At 70.2% G+C, this 24,785-nt stretch carries 17 protein-coding genes and 1 riboswitch; of the genes, 12 read left to right on the top strand and 5 right to left on the bottom strand.

Features of this window, described 5'->3' with window-relative positions; translation table 11 throughout:
* Positions 1 to 370: 370 nt before the first annotated feature.
* A complete protein-coding gene (locus tag E6O51_RS16725; RefSeq protein ID WP_168735305.1) occupies positions 371 to 1,435 on the top strand; it encodes a phospholipase A in 1,065 nt (354 codons plus the stop codon).
* Positions 1,436 to 1,501: 66 nt separating this feature from the next.
* Here the strand turns inward: E6O51_RS16725 and E6O51_RS16720 are convergent, their stop codons facing one another.
* From E6O51_RS16720 to E6O51_RS16700, 5 genes are all read right to left on the bottom strand, one after another.
* Entirely contained in the window at positions 1,502 to 2,236 is a 735-nt protein-coding gene (locus E6O51_RS16720) for an amino acid ABC transporter ATP-binding protein (protein WP_136386146.1), read from the bottom strand.
* Positions 2,233 to 2,925, bottom strand: coding sequence for an amino acid ABC transporter permease (locus E6O51_RS16715; protein WP_136386145.1), 693 nt, complete (start codon positions 2,923 to 2,925; stop codon positions 2,233 to 2,235). The genes E6O51_RS16720 and E6O51_RS16715 overlap by 4 nt, the downstream gene beginning before the upstream one ends.
* A 2-nt stretch (positions 2,926 to 2,927) precedes the next feature.
* Entirely contained in the window at positions 2,928 to 3,656 is a 729-nt protein-coding gene (locus tag E6O51_RS16710) for an amino acid ABC transporter permease (RefSeq protein WP_136386144.1), read from the bottom strand.
* 99 nt (positions 3,657 to 3,755) lie between these two features.
* A complete protein-coding gene (locus E6O51_RS16705) occupies positions 3,756 to 4,562 on the bottom strand; it encodes an ABC transporter substrate-binding protein (RefSeq protein ID WP_136386143.1) in 807 nt (268 codons plus the stop codon).
* Positions 4,563 to 4,791: 229 nt separating this feature from the next.
* Positions 4,792 to 5,451, bottom strand: a complete 660-nt coding sequence (locus E6O51_RS16700; RefSeq protein WP_136386142.1) for a PEP-CTERM sorting domain-containing protein — start codon at positions 5,449 to 5,451, stop codon at positions 4,792 to 4,794.
* Positions 5,452 to 5,674: 223 nt separating this feature from the next.
* Here E6O51_RS16700 and E6O51_RS16695 point away from each other — a divergent pair, with 223 nt between their 5' ends.
* The 11 genes from E6O51_RS16695 to E6O51_RS16645 all read left to right on the top strand — a co-directional run bounded on the left by E6O51_RS16695 (position 5,675) and on the right by E6O51_RS16645 (position 24,389).
* Complete coding sequence (locus E6O51_RS16695; protein WP_136386141.1) at positions 5,675 to 6,832, top strand: AI-2E family transporter; 1,158 nt, start codon at positions 5,675 to 5,677, stop codon at positions 6,830 to 6,832.
* Between the two features lie 203 nt (positions 6,833 to 7,035).
* The gene (locus E6O51_RS16690; RefSeq protein WP_136386140.1) at positions 7,036 to 7,812 is read left to right on the top strand and encodes a class I SAM-dependent methyltransferase; all 777 of its coding nucleotides are present in this window, start codon (positions 7,036 to 7,038) and stop codon (positions 7,810 to 7,812) included.
* Between the two features lie 73 nt (positions 7,813 to 7,885).
* Entirely contained in the window at positions 7,886 to 10,015 is a 2,130-nt protein-coding gene (locus E6O51_RS16685; RefSeq protein WP_168735304.1) for a TonB-dependent receptor, read from the top strand.
* A 25-nt stretch (positions 10,016 to 10,040) separates the two neighbouring features.
* Complete coding sequence (locus E6O51_RS16680) at positions 10,041 to 11,852, top strand: ABC transporter ATP-binding protein (RefSeq protein ID WP_330997920.1); 1,812 nt, start codon at positions 10,041 to 10,043, stop codon at positions 11,850 to 11,852.
* Positions 11,849 to 13,660 (top strand): ABC transporter ATP-binding protein, encoded by a 1,812-nt coding sequence (locus E6O51_RS16675; RefSeq protein WP_230976824.1) that lies wholly within the window; start codon positions 11,849 to 11,851, stop codon positions 13,658 to 13,660. Before E6O51_RS16680 ends, E6O51_RS16675 begins: the two co-directional genes overlap by 4 nt.
* 41 nt (positions 13,661 to 13,701) lie before the next feature.
* Positions 13,702 to 14,589 carry an ABC transporter ATP-binding protein gene (locus E6O51_RS16670; RefSeq protein WP_136386138.1) on the top strand — a complete coding sequence of 296 codons (888 nt, stop codon included), beginning with the start codon at positions 13,702 to 13,704 and terminating at the stop codon, positions 14,587 to 14,589.
* Positions 14,590 to 17,895: an ABC transporter permease family protein gene (locus tag E6O51_RS16665; protein ID WP_136386137.1), complete on the top strand. Its 3,306-nt coding sequence runs from the start codon at positions 14,590 to 14,592 to the stop codon at positions 17,893 to 17,895.
* A gap of 87 nt (positions 17,896 to 17,982) precedes the next feature.
* The gene (dmeF, locus tag E6O51_RS16660) at positions 17,983 to 19,068 is read left to right on the top strand and encodes a CDF family Co(II)/Ni(II) efflux transporter DmeF (RefSeq protein ID WP_168735303.1); all 1,086 of its coding nucleotides are present in this window, start codon (positions 17,983 to 17,985) and stop codon (positions 19,066 to 19,068) included.
* A complete protein-coding gene (locus E6O51_RS16655) occupies positions 19,058 to 20,239 on the top strand; it encodes an efflux RND transporter periplasmic adaptor subunit (RefSeq protein WP_136386136.1) in 1,182 nt (393 codons plus the stop codon). Before dmeF ends, E6O51_RS16655 begins: the two co-directional genes overlap by 11 nt.
* Positions 20,236 to 23,325 carry an efflux RND transporter permease subunit gene (locus E6O51_RS16650; protein WP_136386135.1) on the top strand — a complete coding sequence of 1,030 codons (3,090 nt, stop codon included), beginning with the start codon at positions 20,236 to 20,238 and terminating at the stop codon, positions 23,323 to 23,325. The genes E6O51_RS16655 and E6O51_RS16650 overlap by 4 nt, the downstream gene beginning before the upstream one ends.
* A 71-nt stretch (positions 23,326 to 23,396) precedes the next feature.
* Positions 23,397 to 24,389, top strand: a complete 993-nt coding sequence (locus E6O51_RS16645; RefSeq protein ID WP_168735302.1) for a helix-turn-helix transcriptional regulator — start codon at positions 23,397 to 23,399, stop codon at positions 24,387 to 24,389.
* Positions 24,390 to 24,473: 84 nt separating this feature from the next.
* A riboswitch (cobalamin riboswitch) is annotated at positions 24,474 to 24,674 on the top strand.
* Positions 24,675 to 24,785 lie beyond the last annotated feature (111 nt).

Below are 24,785 nucleotides of genomic sequence, written 5' to 3'. Positions count from 1 at the left end.
AGTTGGAATCCAATAGGCAGATTCGATGCCAATCCATGGGGATGCTCGCCTTTCGTGCCCGAAACGTTGAAGCGGCAAGGGTGGGGGACGTTCCGGAGCCCCGGAACGCAGTGCATCCAGGTGCCCCGATTCGGGGCGCCGCGCTGCGGGCCGGCACCGTCGCGGTGCAGCGAATGCGATCCCGGCGGGATGATGCGGCAGGGCGGGGCCCACGGATCATCTGCAGAAGTAACGCCTGTCCGAGCGGCAGGACATCGAGGCGATAATGGCCCGGCCGCTCGACTGCATCGCCGCGTCCTTGCCAGGGCTGGGCGGCCGGTCGGCGATTCCCTCAACCCGATGCCTGCTCACGCCCTTTGTGAGGACAGACATGAAAAGAACATCGCTAGCCGCCGCGCTGCTGTCCTGCGCCTGGCCCGCCGCCCAGGCCGTGGAGCCAGACGAGGTCGCCGCCTGCGCGCGCGTCACCGACGAGGCCGCCCGGCTCGCTTGCTACGACCGCATCGCCTTCCGGCTCGCCGACCAGCTTTCCGACCAGCCCGATTCGCCCCTGGCGGTGCAACTGCAGGCCGAACCGCCGGCCGAGCCGCCGAGCGCCAGCTTCGCCGATCCGGCCCACGATGCGGCGCGAACCACCAGTGCGCTGCAGGCGCGCTGGGAACTGACCGCCGACACCGACCGGGGCACCTTCGGCCTGCGCCCCCACCGGCAGAACTACGTCATCTACAAGGTCACCGACCGTCCCAACAACCGTCCCTTCCAGCCGCTCATCGCCCGGACGTCCACGCCCGACCTGGAACTGGACTCCAACGAGGTCAAGTTCCAGTTCTCGTTCAAGACCAAACTGCTGAGCAACGTGTTCGCCACCGGCAGCAACATCTGGCTCGGCTACACCCAGCAAAGCAACTGGCAGGTCTTCAACGGCGACATCTCGCGCCCTTTCCGGGAAACCAACTACGAGCCGGAGGTGATGTGGGTCGGCCCCCTCAACGGCAGCCTGGGCGGACTGAAGCTGCGCTACGCATCCTTCGGCTACGTACACCAGTCCAACGGCCGCTCCGAACCCCTGTCCCGCAGTTGGGACCGGGTGTTTGCCGAGGTCGGTGCCGAGTACGGCGACCTGGCCCTGTGGTTCCGGCCCTGGTGGCGCATCCCCGAATCGAGGGAGAAAGACGACAACCGGGACATCGAGGACTACGTCGGACGCGGTGAGCTGGTGGGCGTCTACCGCCACGGCCGGCACCTCTATTCCCTCAAGCTGCGCAGCACCTTCAGGAACAGCAGGGGGTCGGTGCATGCGGACTGGAGCTTCCCGCTGGCCGGGCATCTGCGCGGCTACGTGCGCCTGTTCTCCGGCTATGGCGAAAGCCTGATCGACTACAACTGGCGGCAGACTTCCGTGGGGCTGGGCGTCATCCTCACCGACCGGCTCTGACGGTCCCCGGCGGAGTGAGTGCCCCCGCGCGAGGCCGTGCCATGCGGCATGGCCTCGGTGGTGGTCCTAGTGCGACAGCACCCGCGCCAGGAACTGCTGCGCGCGCTCCGGGCGCCCGGCGCGGTTGCCGAAGAACTCCTCGCTGGGGCAGTCGTCCAGGATGGCGCCCTGGTCCATGAAGATGACCCGGTCGGCCACCTTGCGGGCGAAGCCCATCTCGTGGGTCACGCACACCATGGTCATGCCTTCGCCGGCCAGTTCCACCATCACGTCCAGCACCTCGCCGACCATCTCCGGGTCCAGGGCCGAGGTGGGCTCGTCGAACAGCATGCACACGGGGTCCATGCACAGGGCGCGGGCGATGGCCACGCGCTGCTGCTGGCCGCCGGAGAGCTGGGCGGGCAGGCGGTCGGCGAAGCCGGCCAGGCCGACGCGGGCAAGGTACTCCCGGCCGCGGGCATGGGCCTCGTCCCGGCTGCGGCCGAGCACCACGACCTGGGCCAGGGCCAGGTTCTCGCGCACGGTCAGGTGGGGGAAGAGCTCGAAGCTCTGGAACACCATGCCGACCCGGGCGCGCAACCGGGGCAGGTCGGTCCCCGGCGCGCCGACGGAGACGCCATTCACGACGATGGTCCCTTCGTCGAAGGGCTCCAGGCCGTTGATGGTCTTGATCAGCGTGGACTTGCCCGATCCCGAGGGGCCGCACACCACGACCACCTCGCCCTCGGCGATGCGGGTGCTGCAGCCGGCCAGCACGCGGGCCTGGCCGTACCACTTGGAGACGTTCTCGATGCGGATCATGTTTGCTTCTCCGCGCTTCCGTAGCGCCGGGCGATGGCCCCGGCGCCCAGTTCCAGCGACGAACAGATGATGAAATAGAGCAGGGCGACGAAGAGGAAGATTTCGGTCGGATAGACCATCTCCCGGTTGCTCACCTGCGTGGCGACGAAGGAGAGTTCCCCCACGCCGATCACGTAGGCCAGCGAGCTGTCCTTGATCAGCGCGATCCACTGGTTGAGGAAGGACGGCAGCATGATGGGCAGGGCCTGGGGCAGGATCACGTGGCGCAGGGCATCTGCCCGCCGCAGCCCGAGCGCGGCGGCGGCCTGCCACTGCCCCGGCGGCAGGCTGGCGATGCCCGCATACACGGAGTGGGCGAGGTAGCTGCCGCCGATCAGGGACAGGGCCACCACCACGGTGCCCGTGCCCGGCACGTTGAAGCCGAACACGATGGGCAGCAGGAAATAGGTCCAGAAGATCAGCATCAGCACCGGAATGGCGCGGAAGAAGCCGAGCGCCAGCACCAGGCCCTGGTGGGCGGGGCCGTGCGTGGTGGCGAGCGCCACGCCCAGCACCAGGCCGAGCGCGCCCGAGGCGAGTGCGGAAGAGATGCTCAGCACCAGCGTCAGCGCCGCGCCCCCCAGCGGGCCGTGGGGCCAGGCGCCGAGCAGGAAGTAGGACAGGTTGTCGGCGATGACGGAGAAATCCATGTTCAGCGCACCGCCCCCAGCGCCGGACGGCGGCGCTGCACCCACTGCCCGGCCAGCTCGATGACGGCGACGGTGCCGATGTAGAGCAGGGTGGCGATGCCGAAGGCCTGGAAGGTCTTGAAGGTCTCGGTTTCCACCTGGCGCGAGGCGTAGGACAGTTCCGCCAAGCCGATGGCCATGGTCAGCGAGGAATTCTTCACCGCGTTCATGTACTGGCCCAGCAGCGGCGGCAGCGCGATGCGGAAGGCCTGGGGAATGACCACGTAACGCCACACCTGCCACGGCCGCAGGCCCAGCGCGCGGGCGGCCACCGCCTGCCCCGGCGGCACGCCGCGCACGCCGGCGCGGAATTCCTCGGCGATAAAGGCGGCGGTGAAGAGCGTCAGGCCGGTGAAGCCGGCCACGTATTCGAAGGGCGGCCAGCGCACGCCGAAGAAGGCCAGGTGCCAGTGGTGGGGCGTGTTCAGCCATTCCAGCAGGCCCTGGGGCATCAGCGCGGCGAGGCCGAAGTACCAGAAGAAGAGCTGCACCAGCAGCGGCGTGTTGCGGAACAGGGACAGCCAGGCCAGCGCCGGCCACGCCAGCCAGCGCGTGGGGGCGAGGCGGGCCAGACAGAGCAGCAGGCCGAGCACGGTGGCGGCGGCCGAGGCCAGCGCGGACACGGCCAGGGTGACGTAGAAACCATCGATCAGCCAGCCGACGTATTTCGGTGCGAGCAGTTGGTCGAGCATGGGAGAGGCGCGGGCTGCGCGCGGGTGAAGCGGAACTCAAGAAAAGGCTCCGCGCGGCCCGAGGACCGCGCGGAGCCCGGTGAAACGGAAAGCGCGTTCTTACTTGTCGCCGATGCGGAAGATGCGCGTGAGCGGGGTCTTGGTGCTCGGGCCGAACCACGCATCGTAGATCTTCTGCGCCTTGCCGCTGGCTTCCAGTTCGCGCAGGAAGGCGTTCACGTATTCGGTGAAGCGGGTCTCGTCCTTGGGCAGCCCGGCGCCGATCAGGTCGTCGGAGATGGAGAAGGGCGGGATTTCGTAGTTCTCCTTGTCCGGCACGTTGGCGAGCAGGCCGATCAGCTTGGGGCCGTCCTGGGTGATGGCCTGCACGTTGCCGTTGCGCAGGGCGGTGAAGGCGAAGGGCGTGTCGTCGTAGGCCACCAGGGTCGCGCCGGGGTATTTCTCGCGCAGCACGATCTCGTTGGTGGTGCCCTTGTCCACGCCGATGCGCAGGCTGCCGAGCTGGTCGGCAGACTTGAGGGTGCCCTTCTTGGCGATGAACTGCTGGCCGGAGGCGAAGTAGGGGATGCTGAAATTGACCTGCTTGGCGCGCTCTTCGGTGATGGTGAAGTTGGCCAGCACGATGTCCACTTTGTTGGCCGACAGCAGCGGAATGCGGTTGGCGGGGTTGGTCGGCACCAGTTGCAGCTTCACGCCCAGCTTGCTCGCCAGTTCCCTGGCGTAATCCACGTCCAGCCCGACGATCTGCTTGCTCTTGGGATCCACGAAGCCGAACGGCGGGTTGCTGTCGAAGGCGGCCACGCGCAGCACGCCGGCCTTCCTGATGTCGTCGAGGCGATCGGCCTGCGCGACGCCGGCCAGGGCCGACAGGGCGAGCAGGGCGAGGAAGCGGAATTTCCTGATCATGTTTGCAGCTCCGGAAAGTTGTTCTTGCCCATGGGGTCCGGGGCGCCTGCCGGGCTCCATGGTGAGCCGATGATAGGCAGCCCCATAATGGTGCGGAACCATGAAAAACTGCGTTGCTTCGCAGCGCGGACGGGGCTGGCTCGATACAAGAAAAAACCCGCACGGCCTTGCGGCCCTGCGGGTTTCCGATCCTGGTGCTACCGGGTGACGGGGTGGTTCGTCGGTCGGCTCAGGCGCGCCGGCGGCGGCCCACACCGAAGGCCAGCGCCGCCGCACCGATCAGCGCCAGCGTCGTCGGTTCCGGCACGCTGGCCGTGGCGGACGCGATGCCGAACCCGCCGACCGCGAAGTTCACGCTGGACGTAATGAGCAAGGACGCGATCTGCTCTCCCGCCGTGGCCCAGAAGCCCCAGCCACGGGCGCCGGCATCTCCGTGGGCCTCATTGGTGAGCGACGTGCCGTCGTCCGCCGTAATCGTGAAACTGTAGAGGTCGAACGGATCGGGCTCCACGTACAGATAGAACGCCCCGGTGCCTGCCGGCAAGTCGATGGCCAGCGAGAATGCGCCATTCGAATAGTAGACGTCGCCGGTGTAGCCGTGGCTCCAGGTCGCCCAGCCGGATCCGATCTCCCGGGCGTTGACGGCCGTGCCGAACGTGAGGCTGCCGCCGAGGGGCGATGCGAGCGACGTGATGTCGGTGAAGAGACCGATGCCGTCGTCGCCGAACGGGGTAAGCGTGTACCCGCCCAGCGTCGCAGGCGGTGCATCGGTGCCGAGGTCCTGGGCGATGACGGCCGCCTGCACCTGGCCGATGGCGAAGCACGCGGCGATGGCGCACAGGAACCTGGAGAAGGTGCCGCGAACCGCGCGGGTAGAAAATGAGCTCATGAGTGATCCCCTTTCTTGGAAAAGCCAGGCGGGTGCCCGGCGTATGCCAGGCGAGCAGCACGTTCCATGCCAAGCGTGTAAGTCATTGTCGAAAAATGAAAAATGAAATACGACCTAAGAACTATGTAAAGCACGCCGACACCGATCCCGTCGGCGCGCAGAACGGGCAAGGCGGCCGCCATCCGGTATATAGTCCTGTCCGTCATCCGCTCCGCCGCCCGTCATGCAGCCCGTCCTGCAAGCCCCGTTCGTCGTTCGCGCACTGCTTTTGCTGATCCTCGTCGCCGGAGCCTATTTCCTGCGTGGCTTCCTGGTGCCGGTGCTGGCCGCGCTGGTGATCGGCTTCGCCAGTTGGCCGCTGTACCGCCGCGGCGTCGAGTCGTGCAGGGGCAACACCATCCTGGCTGCGAGCGTGGCGATCGTCGTGGTCATCTGCGCGCTGATCGTGCCGCTGACCGTCGCGCTCCACTACGCGCTGAAGGAGGCGGGCAACTTCATCGCCTGGCTGCTGGAAGCCAACCGCACCGGCGCGCCGGTGCCGGCGTGGATCAGTTCCCTGCCGGTGGTCGGCGAGCGGCTGGCGGGCTACTGGAGCGAGCACCTGGGCGAACCGCAGGCCCTCGGGCATTGGGTGCAGGTCTTCAGCGGCGAGCATCTGGGCAACATCTACCGCACCCTGCTCACCGTCACCGGGGATCTGTTCCGCCTCGCGTTGACCACGCTGTTCATGCTGATCACGCTGTTCTTCGTCTACAAGGACGGCGAACGCATCGCCGCGCAGATCGACGTGGTCGGCGAACGCATCCTGCCCCTGCGCTGGCAGCGTTTCTCCCGCGTGGTGCCGGCCACGGTCAGCGCCACCGTCACCGGCATGGGGCTGATCGCGCTGGGCGAAGGGGTGGTGCTCGGCGTGGCCTACTGGATCGCCGGCGTGCCCTCGCCGGTGCTGCTGGGCGTAGCCACCGGCTTCATGGCGCTGATTCCCGGCGGCGCGCCGCTTTCCTTCACGCTGGTGTCCCTGTACCTGGTCGGTTCCGGCAACCTCGTCGCCGGCCTGGGGCTGTTCGCCTGGGGCACGGTGGAGCTCTTCATCGTGGACAAGACCCTGCGCCCGCGCCTGGTCGGCGGCCCGGTGAAGCTGCCCTTCCTGCCCACCTTCTTCGGCCTGGTGGGCGGCGTGCAGACCATGGGGCTGGTGGGCCTCTTCGTCGGTCCGGTGCTGATGGCCTTGCTGGTGGCGATCTGGCGCGAATGGCTGCACGGCATGGAAAGTCCCGCAGGCGCCGTGCCCGAGGCCTTGCCGCAGGCCGCGCCCGCGGCGGGCGAGGCGCCGCCCTCATACCCCGTGGCCGCCCCCGGGACCAAGGCCGCCTCCGACTGAGGCCGCGGCGGTTCCGGCCGGCCGCAGCCCGGTGCCGGGCGGGCTGTCCGGCAAGTATTTCCCGCCAGGGGTCGTTCGTTCCCGCTTCGGGTGGAGCGGATGGGTGCGAATGAGAAAAATGCGAACTCTTCTCATTCGTATCCCTTGCCAGACCGACGACCATGCCGTCCGCTTCCCCCCGCCTCACCGGTGTCCCGGAAACCATGCTGTGGACACTGCACAATCGTGCGAGCGAATCGCTGCGGCCCGACGCGATGCTGCGCGACCCGGAGGCCGAGCGCATCTACCGTGCGATTCCCTATGACTACCGGCAGAGCTTCGGTCCGGCAGATTCCTCCCACGCAGTGCGTTCGCTGATGTTCGACGAAGCCGTCGCGGCGTGGATGCAGGCGCATCCGGGCGGCTCGGTGGTGGAACTGGGCTGCGGGCTGGAAACCCAGTTCCAGCGTATCGACGACGGCAGGGTGCGCTGGTTGTGCGTGGACGTGCCTGAGGCCATCGAGGTGCGCGAGCGCTTCCTGCCCGCGGGCGAGCGCTGCCGGCATGTCCGCTGCAGCGCACTCGACCCGGCGTGGATGGATGAGATTCCCGCCGGCGAAGTCTTCGTCACCGCCCAGGGCCTGCTGATGTATTTCGACGAAAGTACGGTGCGCGGGCTGACCGTTGCGCTGGTCGAGCGCTTTCCCGGCGTGGAATTCATGTTCGACACCATTCCCGTCTGGTTCTCCAGGAAAACCGTGCAGGGCTATTGGCGCACCCCCCACTACAAGGCGCCGCCCATGCCCTGGGGCATCGCGCTGCATGACGCGCCCGCAACGCTGCGTGGCTGGAGCCCGGCGATCGAGGAGGTGCGGGCCATGCCCTACCGCAATTTCCGCGTCGGGCCGGGCCGGTACATGTCCGTCTTCGCGCGCATCCCCATGCTGCGCGCCTTCATGCCGGGCATCGTGCGCCTCAGAAGCCGTTCGTCCGCCCGATGAAGGAATGCGCAGGGGCGTGCCGGCCTTCTGCGAGATCCCCGATTTTCCGCATCCCCAATCCTTGAGGAACATCATGCCCGCAACGAGGAGCCCACGCTTTCCCCTGAACGCCATAGCCGCCGCCATCCTAGCGATGGCACCGGCTTGCTCGCCGGCCGCCGACGCGGGCGGGCAGGCGGATGCGGCGACCCTGTCCCCGGTTACCGTCACCGCCAACAAGATCGAGCAGGACGTTCAGTCCGTGCCCCAGAGCATCACCGTGATCGATGGCGCCACGCTGGAGGAGCGGGGAATCAACAAGGTCGCCGACCTGCTCGGCGAAATCCCCAACATGTACTCGAACGCGGCCGGCGGCCACGGCATGGGCATCAGCTTCCGCGGCCTGAACGCCTCGATGTTCACCAACAACAATCCGATCGTCGTTTACATCGACGGCGTGGCCTATTCCAGCCGCTACGGCTTCGACCCGTCGCTCGCCAACGTCGAGCGCATCGAAGTGCTGCGCGGCCCGCAGGGTTCGCTCTACGGCAAGGACGCCATCGGCGCGGTCATCAACATCGTCACCAAGAAGCCGGAGAACGACTGGCACGGGACCGCCGGCGTGGAGATCGCCGAGGACGACGGCCGGCTGGGTACCTTCAACGCCAGCGGCGCGCTGGTCAAGGATGCCCTGTACGCGGGGATCAACGGACAGTACGGCAGCAGCGACGGCTGGATCGAGAACACCTGGCCGGGCATGAAGAAGGATGCCTCGGCCCACGACAACGACAAGCTGAGCGCCTATCTGCTGTGGACGCCCAACACCGCCTTGAGCGCCAAGCTCGCACTGTCGCAGGAACGCTACACGGCGCGCTGGTACGAGGGCACCCAGGCCGGACCGGGCGGCTCGCCGCTCGGCTTCTTCAAGCGCGACGCGGCGGAAAAGGCCAGTTACGACGTCGCGCCGAAGGAAAAGGGCGACACCGACGCACAAAGCCTGCTGCTGACGTATCGCATGGGCGCGGTGACGCTCGATTCGGTGACCACGCACAAGACCTTCACGCTGGACGGCATCTACGACGCCGATTTCGGGGTCAATCCGCTCTATGCCGGGCTGACCCAGTTCAACCACTCGGAGACGGAAACCTGGTCGCAGGAAATCCGGCTGTCGAGCAGCGCCACCACGGGCCTGCGCTGGGTGGCGGGCGTGTATTTCGAAAAGGAGAGCCACGACCAGGGCCCCTACGGCATGCAGATGCCCGTGCCTCCCTTGGGCAATTTCGAGATGAACGCCGATTCGACCACCGACACGCAGACCCACGCGCTGTTCGGACAGATCATCTATCCGTTCGGCAAGGCCGAACTGACGCTGGGCGGCCGCTACCAGAGCATCGAGAAGGAATTCCAGGTCGATACCTATTACCTGCCGGTGGGCATGGCGGGGCCGGCGATGTACGGCATGGAGGACACGAAGCGCTGGAACCAGTTCCTGCCCCGCGCCGCGCTGAGCTACGCCATCGACCCGCGCTGGACGGCCTACGTCTCCTATTCCAAAGGCTACATGCCCGGCGGCTACAACTACTTCTCCAGCAGCGGCGCGGTGGCGGACAACCGCTTCAAGCCGCAGATCTCGGACAACTACGAAATCGGCATCAGGGGCCGCGGCGAGCATCTCACCGTGGCCGCCAACCTGTTCCACATGGACATCGAGGACGTGCACATCTACAAGGCGGTCGGCGCGCTCTACACCACCAGCAACGCCAGAAAGGCCCATTCCACCGGCGCCGAGGTCGAGCTGACCTGGCACCCCGTCCGCAACTGGGAACTGGGCGGCGCGCTGGGCGTGATCGACGCGAAGTACAAGAGCTACGACGCCGGCACCCACGACTTCGACGGCAAGAAGATCGAGAACACGCCGTCCCACACCCTGCGCCTGAGCGCGGCGTGGCTGTCGCCGGGCGGCGCCTACGCCCGCGTCGACGTCAGGAATGTGGGCCGCGTGATGTTCTACGACGACGCGGTCAAGGGCTTCGCGCGCGAGGACGGCTACACCACCGTCGACCTCAAGGCCGGCTACCGTTTCGCCGACTGGGATCTCTACGCCTACGTCCATAACGCCACGGACGAGGAATACACCAGCGGCTTCATGTCCAACTACGCCATCACCATGGCCAGCTTCGGCGCCCCGCGCAAGATCGGCGTCGGCGCCCGCTACAGCTTCTGAAGCGGCCGCGCCGGGAGGAGATTCCGTGACCGATCGCACCACCACGACCGCTGCCGTCCCCGGCGTCTGGGCCATCATGCGCCCGGTGCGGGGGCAGATACGCTTTGCGATGTTCCTGGCCTCGCTGAGCGCGCTGGCCTCGCTGCTGGCCCTGGGCGCGCTGGCCTGGGTCGTGCATGAACTCTTCGCCCGGCCGGGGGAATGGCCATGGCACGGACTGGCGGCGGCCACGGCGCTGACCGTCGCGGCCTACACGCTGCGGCTCCTCGCCTTCAACCAGTCGCACTACGCCGCCTTCCGCCTGGAGACCATCCTGCGCACCCGCCTCTCCGAACACCTGGCGCGGGTGCCCCTGGGCTGGGCGCAGCAGATGGGATCCGGCGCGCTGGCCAAGATCATGCAGGACGACGTGCGCGCCCTGCACGTGTTCGTCGCCGACAGCACGCCGCTCTACGCCCGCGCCTACGTCGCGCCGCTCGCCACCTTCGTCGCGCTGTGGCTGCTCGACTGGCGCCTGGCGCTGGCTGCCACGGCCGTGCTGGTGTTCGGCTTCATCGTGCTGGGGCTGGCGATGCGCGACAGCACCGAGCTGATGCGCCAGTACAACGAAGCGCGCGAGCGGGTCAGCGCCGCGGTGGTGGAATTCGTCCAGGCCATGCCGGTGGTGCGCACCTTCGATTCGGGCAACGATACTTTCGGGCGCTACCAGCGCGCGCTGGAAGGCTATCTGGAGATGGTCACGCGCTGGTATCGCCAGGCCGGTTTCGCCTCGCGCTTCTCGCTCGCCATCCTCAACCCCATGCCCACGCTGGCGGTGCTGCTGTGGCTGGGCGCCTGGCTCGTCTGGCGCGACGCGCTGGCGCCGGCCACCTGGCTGGCGGTGCTGCTGATCGGCAGCGGCATGGCCGAATCCATGCTGCCGCTGATGTCCCTCAAGCACCTGGTCAACAAGACCGGCATCAGCATCCGGCGTATCCACGAAGTGCTCGCCACGCCGCCCATGCCCGTGCCGGACGCCGCTTCGGCCAGGCGCCCGGCCGACGCCGGCGTGCGTTTCGAGGCGGTGAGCTTCCGCTACACGAAAGATGGCCCGGAGGTGCTGCGCGAGGTGAGCTTCAGTGCGCCGCCGGGCAGCGTCACCGCGCTGGTCGGCCCCTCGGGTGCGGGCAAGACCACGGTGGCGCGGCTGATCCCGCGCTTCTGGGACGTGACCGCCGGACGCATCCTGGTGGGCGGCGTGGACGTGCGCGGGATGGCGCCGGAGACCCTGATGACGCAGGTGGCCTTCGTGTTCCAGGACACCTTCCTGTTCTCCGACAGCATCGCCGACAACATCCGCCTGGGGCGGCCCGACGCGCCGCTCGAAGACGTGATCGCCGCGGCGCAGGCGGCGCAGGCCCACGACTTCATCATGGCGCTGCCGCAGGGCTACGACACGCCCGCGGGCGAGCGCGGCATCTTCCTCTCCGGCGGCCAGCGCCAGCGCATCACCATCGCCCGCGCCATCCTGCAGAACCGGCCGATCCTGGTGCTGGACGAGGCCACCGCCTTCGCCGATCCGGAGAACGAGGCCGCGCTGGTGGCGGCGCTGTCGAACCTGATGCGCGGCAAGACCGTGCTGATGGTGGCGCACCGGCTGTCCACCATCCGCGATGCCGACCAGATCCTGGTCTTCGACCAGGGCCGCCTGGCCGAGGCCGGGCGCCATGACGAACTGCTCGCCCGCCACGACGTGTATGCGCGCCTGTGGGGCAACTACGAGAAGGCCCAGCACTGGGCGCTGGGCGGCACCGCGTCTGCGGATACCGCCCGAGTACCGGAAGGAACGGCACCATGACCGGGATGACATCCCCCGCAGCGGATTCCATGGCGGTGACGCCGCTCGCCGAAACCTGGCGGCAACTGCTGAGAAGCGCCCGCGGCCATGCGCCGCAACTGCGCGCCAGCCTCATCGGGCTGGCGCTGGCCGCGGCGGTCCAGGGCCTGGCGCTGGCCTGCCTGCCGCCCCTGTTCCAAGCCCTGCTGACGCAGCGCGATGCCGGCGCCACGCTGGGCTGGCTCGCCGCGATGACGGTGCTGATGCTGGTCAGCACCGTGCTGCGCTGGTGGGCCCAGGGCTTCGACTACCGCGGCGACATGACGGCCAACACCCACGAGCTGCGCACCCTGCTGGGCGAGCAGTTGCGCCGCATCCCGCTCGAAGTGCTGCAGGACAGACGTGCGGGCGAAATCAACTCGACCCTGCTGGGCAGCGTGGACGAGAACCTCCACTACGTGCTCACCATCGCCAACATGATGGCCACCGCACTGATCACGCCGGTGGTCGTCGCGCTCGCCCTGCTGCCCATCGACTGGCGCCTGGGCCTCATCCTGCTGCTCACCTTCCCGCTGCTGATCCCGCTCTACCGCTGGCGGCGGCCGGCCTTCGGCCGGGGCAAGCGCATGGTGGCCGAGGCCCACCGCCGCACCAGCGCCGACATCCTGGAATACACCCAGGGGCTGCCGGTGCTGCGCGCGGCCTGCCGCGAAGGGGAGAAGTTCCAGCGCCTGCGGCAAAGCCTGGCCCACCTGCAGCAGATTCAGGCCATCGGCCAGAAGAAAGGGGCCAAGCCCAACCTGGTCATGGCCAGTGTCATGGAACTGGCGATGCTGCTGGTGGCCTGCGCCGGGGTGACCTTCGCCGTCATGGGCACGCTGGAGATCGCCGTGCTGGCGGCGGTGCTGGTGGTGGTGATGCGTTTCGCCGAGCCGCTGGCGACCTTCGTACTCTACACCCAGGTCATCGACCTGACCGAAGCCGCGCTGCGCCACATCGAGGCGCTGCTGGCCATCGAACCGCTGCCGCAACTCACCCCGGCGCAGGAACCGCAGTCCTTCGACGTGCGCTTCGAGGACGTCGATTTCTGCTACGCCCGCGGCGACGGCCCGGCGCTGCGGGGCTTCGACGCGACCCTGCCGGCGCGCAGCCTGAGCGCCCTGGTCGGCCCCTCGGGCGCGGGCAAGACCACCGTCACGCGGCTCCTGATGCGCCACGCCGACCCGCAGCGCGGGCGCGTGCTGATCGGCGGCGTGGACGTCCGCGCCATCCCGCCGGACAGGCTCAACGCGCTGATCTCGGCGGTGTTCCAGGACGTGTATCTGTTCGACGACAGCATCCTCGCCAACATCCGCATGGCCAAGCCCGGGGCCACCGACGAGGAGGTGGAAGCCGCGGCCCGCGCCGCCTACTGCCACGACTTCATCACCCGCCTGCCCGAGGGCTACGCAACGCGCGTCGGCGACATCGGCGGGCGGCTCTCCGGCGGCGAGCGCCAGCGCATCAGCATCGCCCGCGCCATGCTCAAGAATGCTCCCATCGTCATCCTGGACGAGCCCACCGCGGCGCTCGACACCGAGAGCGAGGTCGCCGTGCAGCAGGCCATCGACGCCCTGGTGCGTGACCGGACCGTCATCGTCATCGCCCATCGGCTCTCCACCATCGCCGCGGCCGACCGCATCCTCGTCATCGACGGCGGCGGCCTGGTCGAACAGGGGCGGCACGCCGAACTGCTCGCCGCCGGCGGCCGCTACCGCGCCATGTGGGACGCGCAGGCGCGGGTCAAGGACTGGCACCTGCCGGGTGCGACCGCGCCGGCTTCCGCCTGAACGTTTTCCCGACCCCATTCCAAGAACGGAGAGACTCCTCCATGTCCAACCCCTCCGGCCTGGCGATCCGCGGCCTGACCAAGACCTACGGCAACGGCGTCAAGGCGCTCGCCGGCGTGGACCTGACGGTCGCGCCCGGCCTTTACGGCCTGCTCGGCCCCAACGGCGCCGGCAAGAGCACCCTGATGCGCACGCTGGCCACGCTGCAGACCCCGGATGGGGGCAGTATCCACCTCGACGGCGAGGACGTGCTGGCCGCGCCGCAGCGCCTGCGTGCGCGGCTGGGCTACCTGCCGCAGCAGATCGGCGCCTACCCCGGCGTCTCCGGGCGCGACCTGCTCGAACGCTTCGCCTGGCTGAAGGGCCGCACCGACCGCGCCGCGCGCCGCACCGAGGTGGAGGTGCTGCTCGAACGGGTCAACCTTTCCGACGCGGCGGGGCGTGCCGTCGCCGACTATTCGGGGGGCATGCTGCGCCGCTTCGGCATCGCCATGGCGCTGATCGGCTCGCCGCGCCTGCTCATCGTGGACGAACCCACCGCCGGGCTCGACCCGGCCGAACGCAATCGCTTCCACCGCGTGCTGGCCGACGTGGCCGCCGAGGCCGTGGTGCTGCTGTCCACCCACATCGTCGAGGACGTGGAGAACCTCTGCGGCCGGCTGGCGATCCTGGCGCGCGGGCGCATCGTCGCGGAAGGCACCCCTGCGGAATTGAGTGCGGCGCTGGAAGGCCGGTTGTGGTCGCGCGTGGTGCCGCGCGGCGAGGCGCTGCCGGAGGCCGTGCAATTGACCGCGGTGCCGGCCGGCACGCTGGCCGTGGTGGTGGCCGATTCCGCACCGGGAGGGGATTTCGCGCCGCACCGCGCCAGCCTGGAAGACGCCTACCACGTCGCGCTGGCCGCCGCCGGCCTCAGTGACGAGGAGGCCTGAATGGACTTCCTCCTGCGCGAGGCCTGGCACGAATTCCGCGCCGGCCTCAGGAACGGCATCGTGCCGCTGGTCTACCTGGTGCTGACCGGCTACATCCTGCTCGTCATGACCAGCGCCGACAGCCTGCGCAGCATGGGCGCGGTGGACATCCCGCGCAATGCGCCGGCCCTGGTCTACCTGATGACCGCCGGCGACGCCTTCTTCCTGTTCTTCGCCTGGGCGTGGGTGTTCGCCCAGCCCATCGTGCGCGACCGCGGCGTGCGGCTCCAGGAAATCGTTCTGGCCGCGCCGGTCTCCCTGCGCGCGCTGCTGGCGGCGCGCTACGTGGGCGCGCTCGGCGTCGCGCTGGTGCTCGGCACCTCGCAGATCGCCGGCTTCCTGTGCGCACCGCTGCTCGAAGCGGCCGGCGCGCTGCCGCCCGGCTCCGTCGCGCCGCTGCCCTGGTTCGCCTTCGGCTGGGCCTTCCTGATCTTCACGCTGCCGCTGGCGGCGGGCGCCGGCGCGCTGTATTTCGTCGCGGCGATGAAGACCCGCGGCGTGGGCGGTCCGTTCGCCGTCGCCGCCGCGCTGATGGCCTTCTGGATGGTGTCGATGATCGTGCTGAAGGAAGGCCATGCCGACCCCTTCCTGGTCACCGTGCTCGACCCCTCGGGCTTCGCCGAGGTCGAGCACCGGGTCGTGGACCACTGGACGCCCCACGAGAAGAGCACCGCGCTGCTGCCGCTGGTGCCGGCGCTGGCCTGGAACCGGGTGATCTGGGGCCTGCTGCCGCTGCTGCTGCTCGCCTTTACCGTGGCACGGGCGAGCCGCGAGGCGCTGGTGCTCGGCCGCGCGGAGAGGGCCGCTGCGCCGCGCCGGAACGCCCGCGCACCGGCGGCGGAACGCGCCGCGCTACCCGGCCCGGTCGTCCGCGCGACCTGGCTGCGCGCCGCGCTGGCCGAGGCCGTCTGGCAGGTCAGGTACGTGCTCGCCCGGCGCTGGCTGTGGCCGACCCTGGGCCTGCTGGTCGTGCTGGCCGTCGCCGCCGGTTTCGTGCACGGCGTCCAGCATGCCTGGGGGCCGATGGTGGCCCGGCCGGAATTCATCTCGCCGGTGCTGTCGCGCACCTTCTACCTCATCATCGTCTTCATGGTCGCGGCGCTGGTGGGCCTGATCGCACGCCGCGACGAACAGCCCGGCCTGGTCGAGATGTTCGACGCCGCGCCCGCGCCGGACGGCGTGCGCCTGGCCGGCCGCGCCGCCGCCGCGCTGGCGGCGAGCACGGCCTGCGTGATGGTGCCGGCTCTCGGTGCGGCCCTGGTCGGCCTCCTGACCGGCGGCTCGACCAGCGTCGTCCTGCCGCTCGCCTATCAACTCACCGTGCTGCTGCCCCCGATCCTGGAACTGGCCGCGATCACGCTGCTGCTGCACGCGCTGATCCGCCATGCGGGCACCGCCCATGCTGCGGCGGTGCTGGCCGCCTTCATCGCGGTGGTCAATTTCGAGACCGAAGTGATCAACTATCCGCCGCACCAGATCGGCATTGGCGTCCCCATCGCGCTGTCGGGCCTGACCGGCTTCGCGCCCTGGTGCGAAAAGCTTCTCGCCAGCGACGGCTTCAAGCTTGCCGTGGCCGGGCTGCTGCTGGCGGTGACGGCGTTGGCGACCCGGCGCGGCACCGACCTCGGCTGGCGGCCGCGCCTGCGGCACCTGCGCGCCAGCGCGTTCGGCTTGGCCGGCATCGGCGCCGTGGCCGGCGTGGTCGCCATCGGCGGCCTGTCGGCATGGCTGCACCAGCGCTACGTCGTCGAGGGCGGCTACGAGACGGACGAAGAAACCCTGGCCAAGGACGCCGCCTGGGAGAAACGCTGGCTGCCGCGCCAGGGCGCGTTCTCGGTGGCGGGCGGCGAGGTCGCGCTGACCGTCCGTCCGGCCGCGCGCGAGCTGCGCGGCGACTGGCGGCTGGACGGCGTGCGCGCCGCCGGCGGCGAACTCCACGCCCTGCTGCCGATCGGCTTCGAACTCGTCGCGGCGCGCGTCGCGGGCCAGCCGGCGGCGGCGACGGCGGAAGACGATCACCTGTCCATCCCCCTGTCCGCCTGCGCCGGGGACGCCGGTTGCACGGTCGAGATCGCCTGGCGCCTGCCGGCCGCGGGCTGGGACGCCGGGCGCCGGCCCTCATGGCTGGTGGGCGACGCCTGGTGGCTGCGTGCCCAAGACGTGATGCCGCGCCTCGGCCTCGACGCCGGCCGCGTGCCGCGCGTCCCCGCCGACCGCGAACGCCACGGGTTGCCGGCCGGGTTCGTGCTGCCGGCCTACGCCGCATCGCTGCCCGCCGACGCGGTGGCGCCGGCCGGCCGCTGGCGCTGGCGCGTGGGTATCGAAGGCGAGTCCGAGGTCCACGGCGGCGAAATCGACGGCCTGCTCGACTTCGCCGCGCTGCACGCGCCGGAGGACGCACGCCGCACCGAGGCGAACGGCGTGGTGCTGATCCACGACGCCGGCCGCGGCGCCGATGCCGCGGTGATCGCCGACGACCTGGCCGCCATGCGCGCCTGCGTCGCACGGCATCTGGACGGGGTGCCGGCCGTCGCGGCGGTGGCCCAGTGGCCGCGCGGCCTGCCGCCCGGCACGGAGGACGCCGCGCTGGCGGCCAATGTGCTGCTGCTCGCCGAAGCGCCCCACTGGGACGTCGCCGGCGAGGGGACCGGCCGCCAGGTGCGCCGCGTCGATATCGCCGCCGCGCTCGCCCGGCGGGCGGTGCTCGACGCCGCCGATCTGCGCCAGGGCTCCGGCGCGCTCTGGCTGAGCGCAGGACTGCCCGGCGCCCTGGGTCTGCTGTGCGTGGCCGAGGCCGATGGCGCCGCCGCGCTGCAAGCCCTGCTGGGGCGCGGCGCCGTCCGGGTGACCCAGGATCTGGCGGCGGCGGAGGTGCCGGTGGGCCCGCTGTCCACCGCCCTGGCCGACGGCTGGGCCGCGCAATACGCGCCGCTCGCCGCGCTGGCCTGGAGCGCGCGCCAGACCCCGGCATCCTTCGCCGCGCTGCTGGCGGCGGTGCGCGCCGGCCAGGACGTGGCCGGCCCGCTGGGCGAGGCCGCCGGCACGGACCAGGCGGCCCTGTTCCTCGGCCCGCCCCATGCCGTCGACCTGCACCGGCGGGACGGCGCCGTGAGCGGCGAGCGCTGGCAATGGCGCAACGGCGGCTGGGAAGGCGTCGACGCCGCGCCCGTGCCCTGGAGCGTGCCCGCCGCCGCGCCGCATTCCCTGCTGCTCGATGACTGGCCTGCCTACGAGAGGGAGCCCGCGGACAACGCAGAACGGCCCTAGCCCGGCGGCCGGCGTGCCCGGCCTCCATCGAAACGCCGCGCCGGATGAACCGTCTCTGGATTATCCTTAGCCTCCATCGCGTCCCGCATGCTTGCCATCATGACCGCCCACTCGCTGCCCGAATACCCGGCCCGGTGCGAAACCGTCCGCCACAGCCATCACCCCCACGATTTCGGCCAGGGCGGGAAGCACGAGGCGGAACGCCGCACCCTGTGGGTCACGCTGCTCACGCTGGCCACCATGGCGGCGGAGATCGTCGGCGGCTGGATCACCGGTTCCATGGCACTGCTCGCCGACGGCATCCACATGGGCGGCCACGCCCTGGCGCTGGGGCTGGCCAGCACGGCCTACTACCTGGCGCGCCGCCACGCCGACGACCGCCGCCTGAGCCTGGGCAGCGGCAAGATCGGCGACCTGGCGGCCTATACCAGTGCGCTCTTCCTCGGCGCCACCACCGTGTGGCTGGTGGTGGAGTCCGTCCGGCGCCTGATCGAACCGCAGCCCCTGCGGCCCCTGGAAGCGATGGCGGTGGCGGTGGTCGGCCTGGTGGTCAACCTGGCTTCCGCCTGGCTGCTCGCCGGGGGGCACGACCACGATCATGGGCACGCCCACGCCCACCATCACGACCATGGCCATGACCACGACCACGACCACGACCACGACCACGAGCACGAGCATGACCACGACCACGACGAACACGCCCATGCGCACGCACCGCGCCAGGACCACAACCTGAAGGCCGCGCTGGTGCATGTGATCGCGGATGCGGTCACCTCCGTGGCCGCCATCATCGGATTGCTCGCGGCCTGGCTGTGGGGCTGGTGGTGGCTGGACCCGGTCATCGCGCTGGTGGCCTCCCTGGTGATCCTGCGCTGGGCCGTGGGCCTGCTGCGCCAGACCGGCGCCGTGCTGCTGGACGCCGAAGGCCCGGACAGCCTGCGCAGCCAGGTGCGCGAACGGCTGGAAAGCGTGGAGGGCACGCGGGTGGTGGACCTGCACCTGTGGTCGGTGGGGCAGGGCGCATGGACGCTGGTCGCCAGCGTGGTCAGCCACGCTCCGGCCACGCCCGCGGACTACCGCGCCCGCCTGCACGGACTGGCCCATGTCCATCACCCCATCATCGAGGTGGAGCGCTGTGAACGCTGCACCAACCGGTCCGCGCATGCGTCCTGAACGCCGGCACATCGCAGTCGCCGCCCTTGCACTGGCCCTGCTGGGCGCGGTTCTGGCCTGGATCGCCGTGCGCGCGCCGCAGGCCGCGGCCGCGCCGGATGCGCCGCCGCGGCCCGCGCTGGCCGTCACCACGGCCGCGCCCCGGGCCGAAACCCTGCCGCTCACGCTGGCCGCCCATGGCGACGTGGCCGCCTGGCAGGAGGCGATCATCGGCTCCGACGTGGCCGACCTGCGCCTGCGGGAGGTCCTCGTGGACGTGGGCGACCGGGTGCGCGCCGGGCAGGTGCTGGCGGTCTTCGACGACGAGATGGTGCGCGCCGACGTGGCCCGGGCGCGCGCCGCCCTGGGCGAGGCGCAGGCCCTGCTGATCGAGGCCCGCGACAACGCGGCCCGGGCGCGGAACCTCGCCGGCAGCGGAGCGATGGCGCAGCAGCAGGTGGCCCGCCACCTGGCGGCGGAACAGAGCGCCGAGGCCCGCGTGGAAGTGGCCGGCGCCGAACTGGCCGCCCAGGAACTGCGCCTGCGCCGCACCCGCGTGTTGGCGCCCGACGACGGCGTGATCTCGGCCCGCGTGGCGAGCGTGGGGGCGGTGGTGGGCATGGGCGGCGAACTCTTCCGCCTGCTGCGCCAGGGGCGCCTGGAATGGCGCGCCCAGGTGGGCGCGGCCGAACTGGCCCGCCTGCGTCCGGGGCTGATGGCGCGCGTGGCAGCCCGCGGCGGGGAGCGGGGGGAAGAATGGGTGGAAGGGCGGGTGCGCCAGATCGCCCCGACGGTGGATGCGCACACGCGCTACGCCCTCGTCTACGTGGATCTGCCGCCGCTGCCGGGAGTTGACGCCGGCAAACCGGACGCCGGCAAACCGGACGCCGGGGAGCAGGCCGCCGCCCTGCGGCCGGGCATGTTCGCGCGCGGGGAATTCCTGCTCGGCGAACAGGGTGCCCTCACCGTGCCGCAGCAGGCCGTCGTGGTGCGCGACGGCTTCAGCCACGTGTTCGTCGTGGACGAGCAAGCGGAAAGCAAGCGCGTGCGCCTGGTCCGCGTGCAGCCCGGTCCGCACAAGGGTGAGCGGGTCGCGGTGCAGGGGCTGACGGCCCAGGCGCAGGTGGTGGAGCGGGGCGGCGCCTTCCTGGACGACGGCGACGTGGTGCAAGTGGTGCCGGCCGGCCGATGAATTTCTCCGCCTGGTCGATCCGCAATCCGCTGGCCGCGGCCATGCTGTTCGTGCTGCTCACGGCGGCCGGCCTGATGGCCTTCCGGGCCATGAAGGTGCAGAACTTCCCCGACATGGACCTGCCCATGGTGACGGTCGGCGTCAGCCTGCCGGGGGCGGCGCCGGAACAGCTCGAAAGCGAGGTGGTGCGCAAGATCGAGAACGCCATCGCCACCATCCAGGGGCTGCGCCACATCAGTTCCACGCTGCTGGACGGCAGCGCCACCATCCTGGCCGAGTTCCGCCTGGAGAAGCCCTTGCAGGAGGCGGTGGACGACGTGCGCTCGGCCGTCAGCAGCGTGCGCGCCGACCTGCCGGCGGACCTGCGCGACCCCATCGTCAACAAGCTGGACATGTCCGCCCAGCCCATCCAGGCTTTCGCCCTCACTGCGCCCGACATGGACGTGGAGGCCCTGTCCTGGTTCGTGGACGACACCCTGACCCGGCGTCTGCTCGCCCTGCCCGGCGTGGGTGCGGTGACGCGGGTGGGCGGCGCCACCCGCGAGGTGCGCGTGGCGCTGGACCCGGTGCGCCTGCAGGCCCTGGGCGCCACGGCGCTGGAGGTGTCCCAGCAACTGCGCCGGGTGCAGATGGAAAGCGCGGGCGGGCGGGCCGATCTGGGCGGCGGCGAGCAGCCGGTGCGCACCCTGGGCACGGTGGGGAACGCGGCGGACATCGGTGCCCTGGAACTCACGCTGGGCAACGGCCGCCGCGTGCGGGTGGACGAACTCGCCACGGTGGGCGACACGGTGGCGGAAGTGCGCTCCGCGGCGCTGCTGGACGGCAGCCCCGTGGTGGGCTTCGAGGTCTCCCGCAGCCGCGGCGCGAGCGAGATCGAGGTGGGCGAGGGCGTGCTGCGGGCCCTGGCGGAAATCCAGCGCGCGCATCCCACGCTGCAGCTCACCCAGACCGTGGATTTCGTCGACGTGGCCCGGGACGAATACGACGGCTCCATGCGCATGCTCATCGAGGGCGCGCTGCTCGCCGTGGCCGTGGTCTGGCTCTTCCTGCGCGAATGGCGCGCCACGCTGATCTCGGCCGTGGCGCTGCCCCTGTCGGTCATCCCCGCCTTCATCGGCATGCATCTGTTCGGCTTCTCGATCAACGTCATCACCCTGCTGTCCCTGTCCCTGGTGATCGGCATCCTGGTGGACGACGCCATCGTCGAGGTGGAGAACATCGTCCGCCATCTGAAGCAGGGCAAGACGCCCTACCAGGCGGCCATGGAGGCGGCCGACGAGATCGGCCTGGCGGTGATCGCCACCACCTTCACGCTGATCGCGGTGTTCCTGCCCACCGCCTTCATGAGCGGCATCGCCGGGCTGTTCTTCAAGCAGTTCGGGTGGACCGCCGCGCTGGCCGTGTTCGCCTCCCTGGTGGTGGCGCGCCTGCTCACGCCCATGATGGCCGCCTACCTGCTCAAGCCGGCCCGCGGCGAGGCGCGGGAGCCGCGCTGGCTCGCGGCCTACATGCGCCTGGCCGCATGGTGCCTGCACCACAGGCGGATCACGCTGGCTGCGGCGCTGGCCTTCTTCATCGGTTCGCTCACGCTGATTCCGCTGCTGCCCTCGGGCTTCATCCCGCCCGACGACAACGCGCAGACCCAGATCAAGCTGGAACTGCCCCCCGGCAGCCGCCTGCAGGACACCCTGGCGGCGGCCGAACTGGCGCGCCAGCGGGCCCTGGACGTGGGCCACGTGGAGCGCATCTACACCACCATCGGCGGCGGCAGCGCGGGCGCCGACCCCTTTGCCCTGGGCGATTCCGGCGAGGTGCGCCACGCCACGCTGACCCTGCGCCTGGCCCCGCGCGGCGAGCGCCCGCGCAAGCAGGAACTGGAGCAGCGCCTGCGCGCGGCCCTGGCCGACCTGCCGGGCCTGCGGGTGAGGGTGGGGCTGGGCGGGTCCAACGACAAGTACATCCTGGCGCTCGCCGGCGACGACCCGCGGGCCCTGGCCGAGGCCGCCCGTGCGGTGGGGCGCGACCTGCGCACCATCCCCGGCCTGGGCAACATCGGGTCGAGCGCCAGCCTGGTGCGCCCGGAGATCGTGGTGCGCCCGGACTTCGCCCGCGCTGCGGACCTGGGCGTGACCACCGCCGCCATCGCCGACACCCTGCGCGTGGCCACCGTGGGCGACTACGTGCAGTACCTGCCCAAGCTCAACCTGCCGGAGCGCCAGATTCCCATCCTGGTGCGCCTGGACGACGGCGCGCGGGAAGACCTGGCGCTGCTGGAACGCCTGGACGTGCCGGGCAGCAGCGGCCCGGTGCGCCTGAACGAGGTCGCCCGCGTGGAGATGGGCGGCGGCGCGGCGGTCATCAAGCGCTACGACCGTACGCGCAACATCAACTTCGAGATCGAACTGGGCGAGGTCGGGCTGGGCCAGGCCACCGCCGCCGTGCAGGCGCTGCCGGCCATCCGGGCCCTGCCGCCCGGCGTGCGCGCCATCGACGTGGGCGACGCCGAGATCATGGGCGAACTCTTCGCCAGCTTCGGTCTGGCGATGATCGCCGGCGTGGTCAGCATCTACGTGGTGCTGGTGCTGCTGTTCAAGGACCTGCTGCACCCGCTGACCATTCTCACCGCGCTGCCCCTGTCCCTGGGCGGCGCCTTCGCCGGCCTGCTGTTCGCCGGGCAGGCGCTGTCCATGCCCTCGCTGATCGGGCTCATCATGCTGATGGGCATCGCCACCAAGAACTCCATCCTGCTGGTGGAATACGCCATCGTCGCCCGCCGTGAGCGCGGCCTCTCCCGCATCGACGCGCTGCTGGACGCCTGCCACAAGCGCGCCCGTCCCATCATCATGACCACGCTGGCCATGAGCGCCGGCATGCTGCCCGTGGCCCTGGGCCTGGGCGGGGCGGACATGAGCTTCCGCTCGCCGATGGCGATCGCGGTGATCGGCGGGCTGATGACCTCGACACTGCTGAGCCTGCTGGTCGTGCCGGCGGTGTTCACGTGCACGGACGACGTGGAGCAATGGCTGCGGCGCGTGCTGCGCCGCCCGGCCGGGGGCGAGGCTGCCCGCGGCGCGCGCCCGGCCTGAGGACGCCGGGCCGGATTGATGTGGATGTCAGTCATGATTATCATTCTCATCTTCTCGGGAGGGCGCGGATCATGAGTGACACCATCTTCGAGCACTACCGTTCCGTGCTCCGGGACATCGACGTCTTTGCCGAAACCGCCCATGACGGCGCCCAGGCGCCGCATTACGCGCGCTACGGCGTCACGCCGGATGCGGGTGAGGGCTGGATGGACCTCTACCAGATCGACCACGGCATCGCCATCGGGCGCTGCACCTACTCCTTCCGGGAAGCCTACGACACCACCTATACCGACCGCACCGAGTGGCTGAGCGTGCGCATCCTGCTGTCCGGCTCGATGCATCTCTCCACGCCGGGCAGCGGCGGGCACGCCTATGAGGGCTGCATGGTGGCGCTGAAGCACATGCACGCGAACGAAGACCACGTGGTGCGTTACCGGTACCCGCCCAACGAAACCTTCCAGGGCATTTCCATCGACGTTCCGGCGCCGCTGGTCGACGAACTGTTCGGCGGCCGCCCGCTTGCCGGCCATTCCGGCCTGCTGCGGCCCTCGCCGGACCGCTGCTACGCCGTGCTCGACCGGCGCCACGCCTGCCAGCGCCACGGCATCCGCACGGCGCTGGCACTGCTCGGCACCTCACCGGAATCCGCGGTCGGGCGCCTGCAGATCGAAGGCGCGGCGCTGCAGTTCGTCGCCGCACTGGCCGGCCCCTGCTGCCTGGGCGCGCATTCGCGCACCAGGGTGCCGCGCCCCAGGCATCGCGTCGCGGTGGACGACGCCATCGACATCCTGCGCCACGAATTCGCCCAATCCCATACCATCGCGTCGCTGGCGCGCCGGGTGGGGTTGAACGAATGCTATCTGAAGACGGCCTTCCGCCAGGTCACCGGGCAGACCATCGGCGACTTCCTGCGCCACACGCGCATGGGTCGTGCGCGCGAGCTGATAGAGAACGGGCGGATGACGGTGCTGCAGGCCTGCCAGTTCGTCGGCTACTCCAATCCCGCGCAGTTCGCCGCCGCGTTCAGGCGCATCCACGGCATCGCGCCCTCCAGTCTGAAGTAGTCTCCTGACTAGATATGGGGCTTCATTGACAAATCTGATCAACAGATAGTGTTTCGCCCCTTGCCGACGCCACACTGCCGGAGATACACTGCGCCACGCGACGGTTCCCCACAGGGGATGAGAAGGGAATCCGGTCAGGCCGTGTGCCGATGCCGGAGCTGCCCCCGCAACTGTGAACGGCGAGTCCGCCACCGCAGCACGCCACTGGAAGGCATCGCTTCCGGGAAGGCCGGTGCAGGACGAAGACCCGTGAGCCAGGAGACCTGCCGGCGCGGTTCCGGTCCGCTTTTCTTGTGCGGCCGGGTTTTCTGACCCTGGAGCGGGGTGTCTCCATGGCGGAAGCGCGCGGGCCTGCCCGCCGCGGCCGGTTCCGGCGCCCGCGGCCTCCCGCCTTCC

It is taken from the genome of Pseudothauera rhizosphaerae, from assembly GCF_004801305.1.
In the GTDB taxonomy this organism is placed as follows: Bacteria; Pseudomonadota; Gammaproteobacteria; order Burkholderiales; family Rhodocyclaceae; genus Pseudothauera; species Pseudothauera rhizosphaerae.
Note: the sequence above shows the minus strand (reverse complement) of the source record. Positions and strands in the feature narration are given on the sequence as shown.

Bases quoted from the DNA above. Each gene is read 5' to 3' on its own strand.
- dmeF (WP_168735303.1), top strand. From the start codon at position 17,983: ATGCTTGCCATCATGACCGCCCACTCGCTGCCCGAATACCCGGCCCGG.
- E6O51_RS16705 (WP_136386143.1), bottom strand. From the start codon at position 4,562: ATGATCAGGAAATTCCGCTTCCTCGCCCTGCTCGCCCTGTCGGCCCTG.
- E6O51_RS16725 (WP_168735305.1), top strand. From the start codon at position 371: ATGAAAAGAACATCGCTAGCCGCCGCGCTGCTGTCCTGCGCCTGGCCC.
- E6O51_RS16655 (WP_136386136.1), top strand. From the start codon at position 19,058: ATGCGTCCTGAACGCCGGCACATCGCAGTCGCCGCCCTTGCACTGGCC.
- E6O51_RS16650 (WP_136386135.1), top strand. From the start codon at position 20,236: ATGAATTTCTCCGCCTGGTCGATCCGCAATCCGCTGGCCGCGGCCATG.
- E6O51_RS16720 (WP_136386146.1), bottom strand. From the start codon at position 2,236: ATGATCCGCATCGAGAACGTCTCCAAGTGGTACGGCCAGGCCCGCGTG.
- E6O51_RS16690 (WP_136386140.1), top strand. From the start codon at position 7,036: ATGCTGTGGACACTGCACAATCGTGCGAGCGAATCGCTGCGGCCCGAC.
- E6O51_RS16700 (WP_136386142.1), bottom strand. From the start codon at position 5,451: ATGAGCTCATTTTCTACCCGCGCGGTTCGCGGCACCTTCTCCAGGTTC.
- E6O51_RS16675 (WP_230976824.1), top strand. From the start codon at position 11,849: ATGACCGGGATGACATCCCCCGCAGCGGATTCCATGGCGGTGACGCCG.
- E6O51_RS16645 (WP_168735302.1), top strand. From the start codon at position 23,397: ATGAGTGACACCATCTTCGAGCACTACCGTTCCGTGCTCCGGGACATC.
- E6O51_RS16695 (WP_136386141.1), top strand. From the start codon at position 5,675: ATGCAGCCCGTCCTGCAAGCCCCGTTCGTCGTTCGCGCACTGCTTTTG.
- E6O51_RS16670 (WP_136386138.1), top strand. From the start codon at position 13,702: ATGTCCAACCCCTCCGGCCTGGCGATCCGCGGCCTGACCAAGACCTAC.
- E6O51_RS16715 (WP_136386145.1), bottom strand. From the start codon at position 2,925: ATGGATTTCTCCGTCATCGCCGACAACCTGTCCTACTTCCTGCTCGGC.
- E6O51_RS16710 (WP_136386144.1), bottom strand. From the start codon at position 3,656: ATGCTCGACCAACTGCTCGCACCGAAATACGTCGGCTGGCTGATCGAT.
- E6O51_RS16665 (WP_136386137.1), top strand. From the start codon at position 14,590: ATGGACTTCCTCCTGCGCGAGGCCTGGCACGAATTCCGCGCCGGCCTC.
- E6O51_RS16685 (WP_168735304.1), top strand. From the start codon at position 7,886: ATGCCCGCAACGAGGAGCCCACGCTTTCCCCTGAACGCCATAGCCGCC.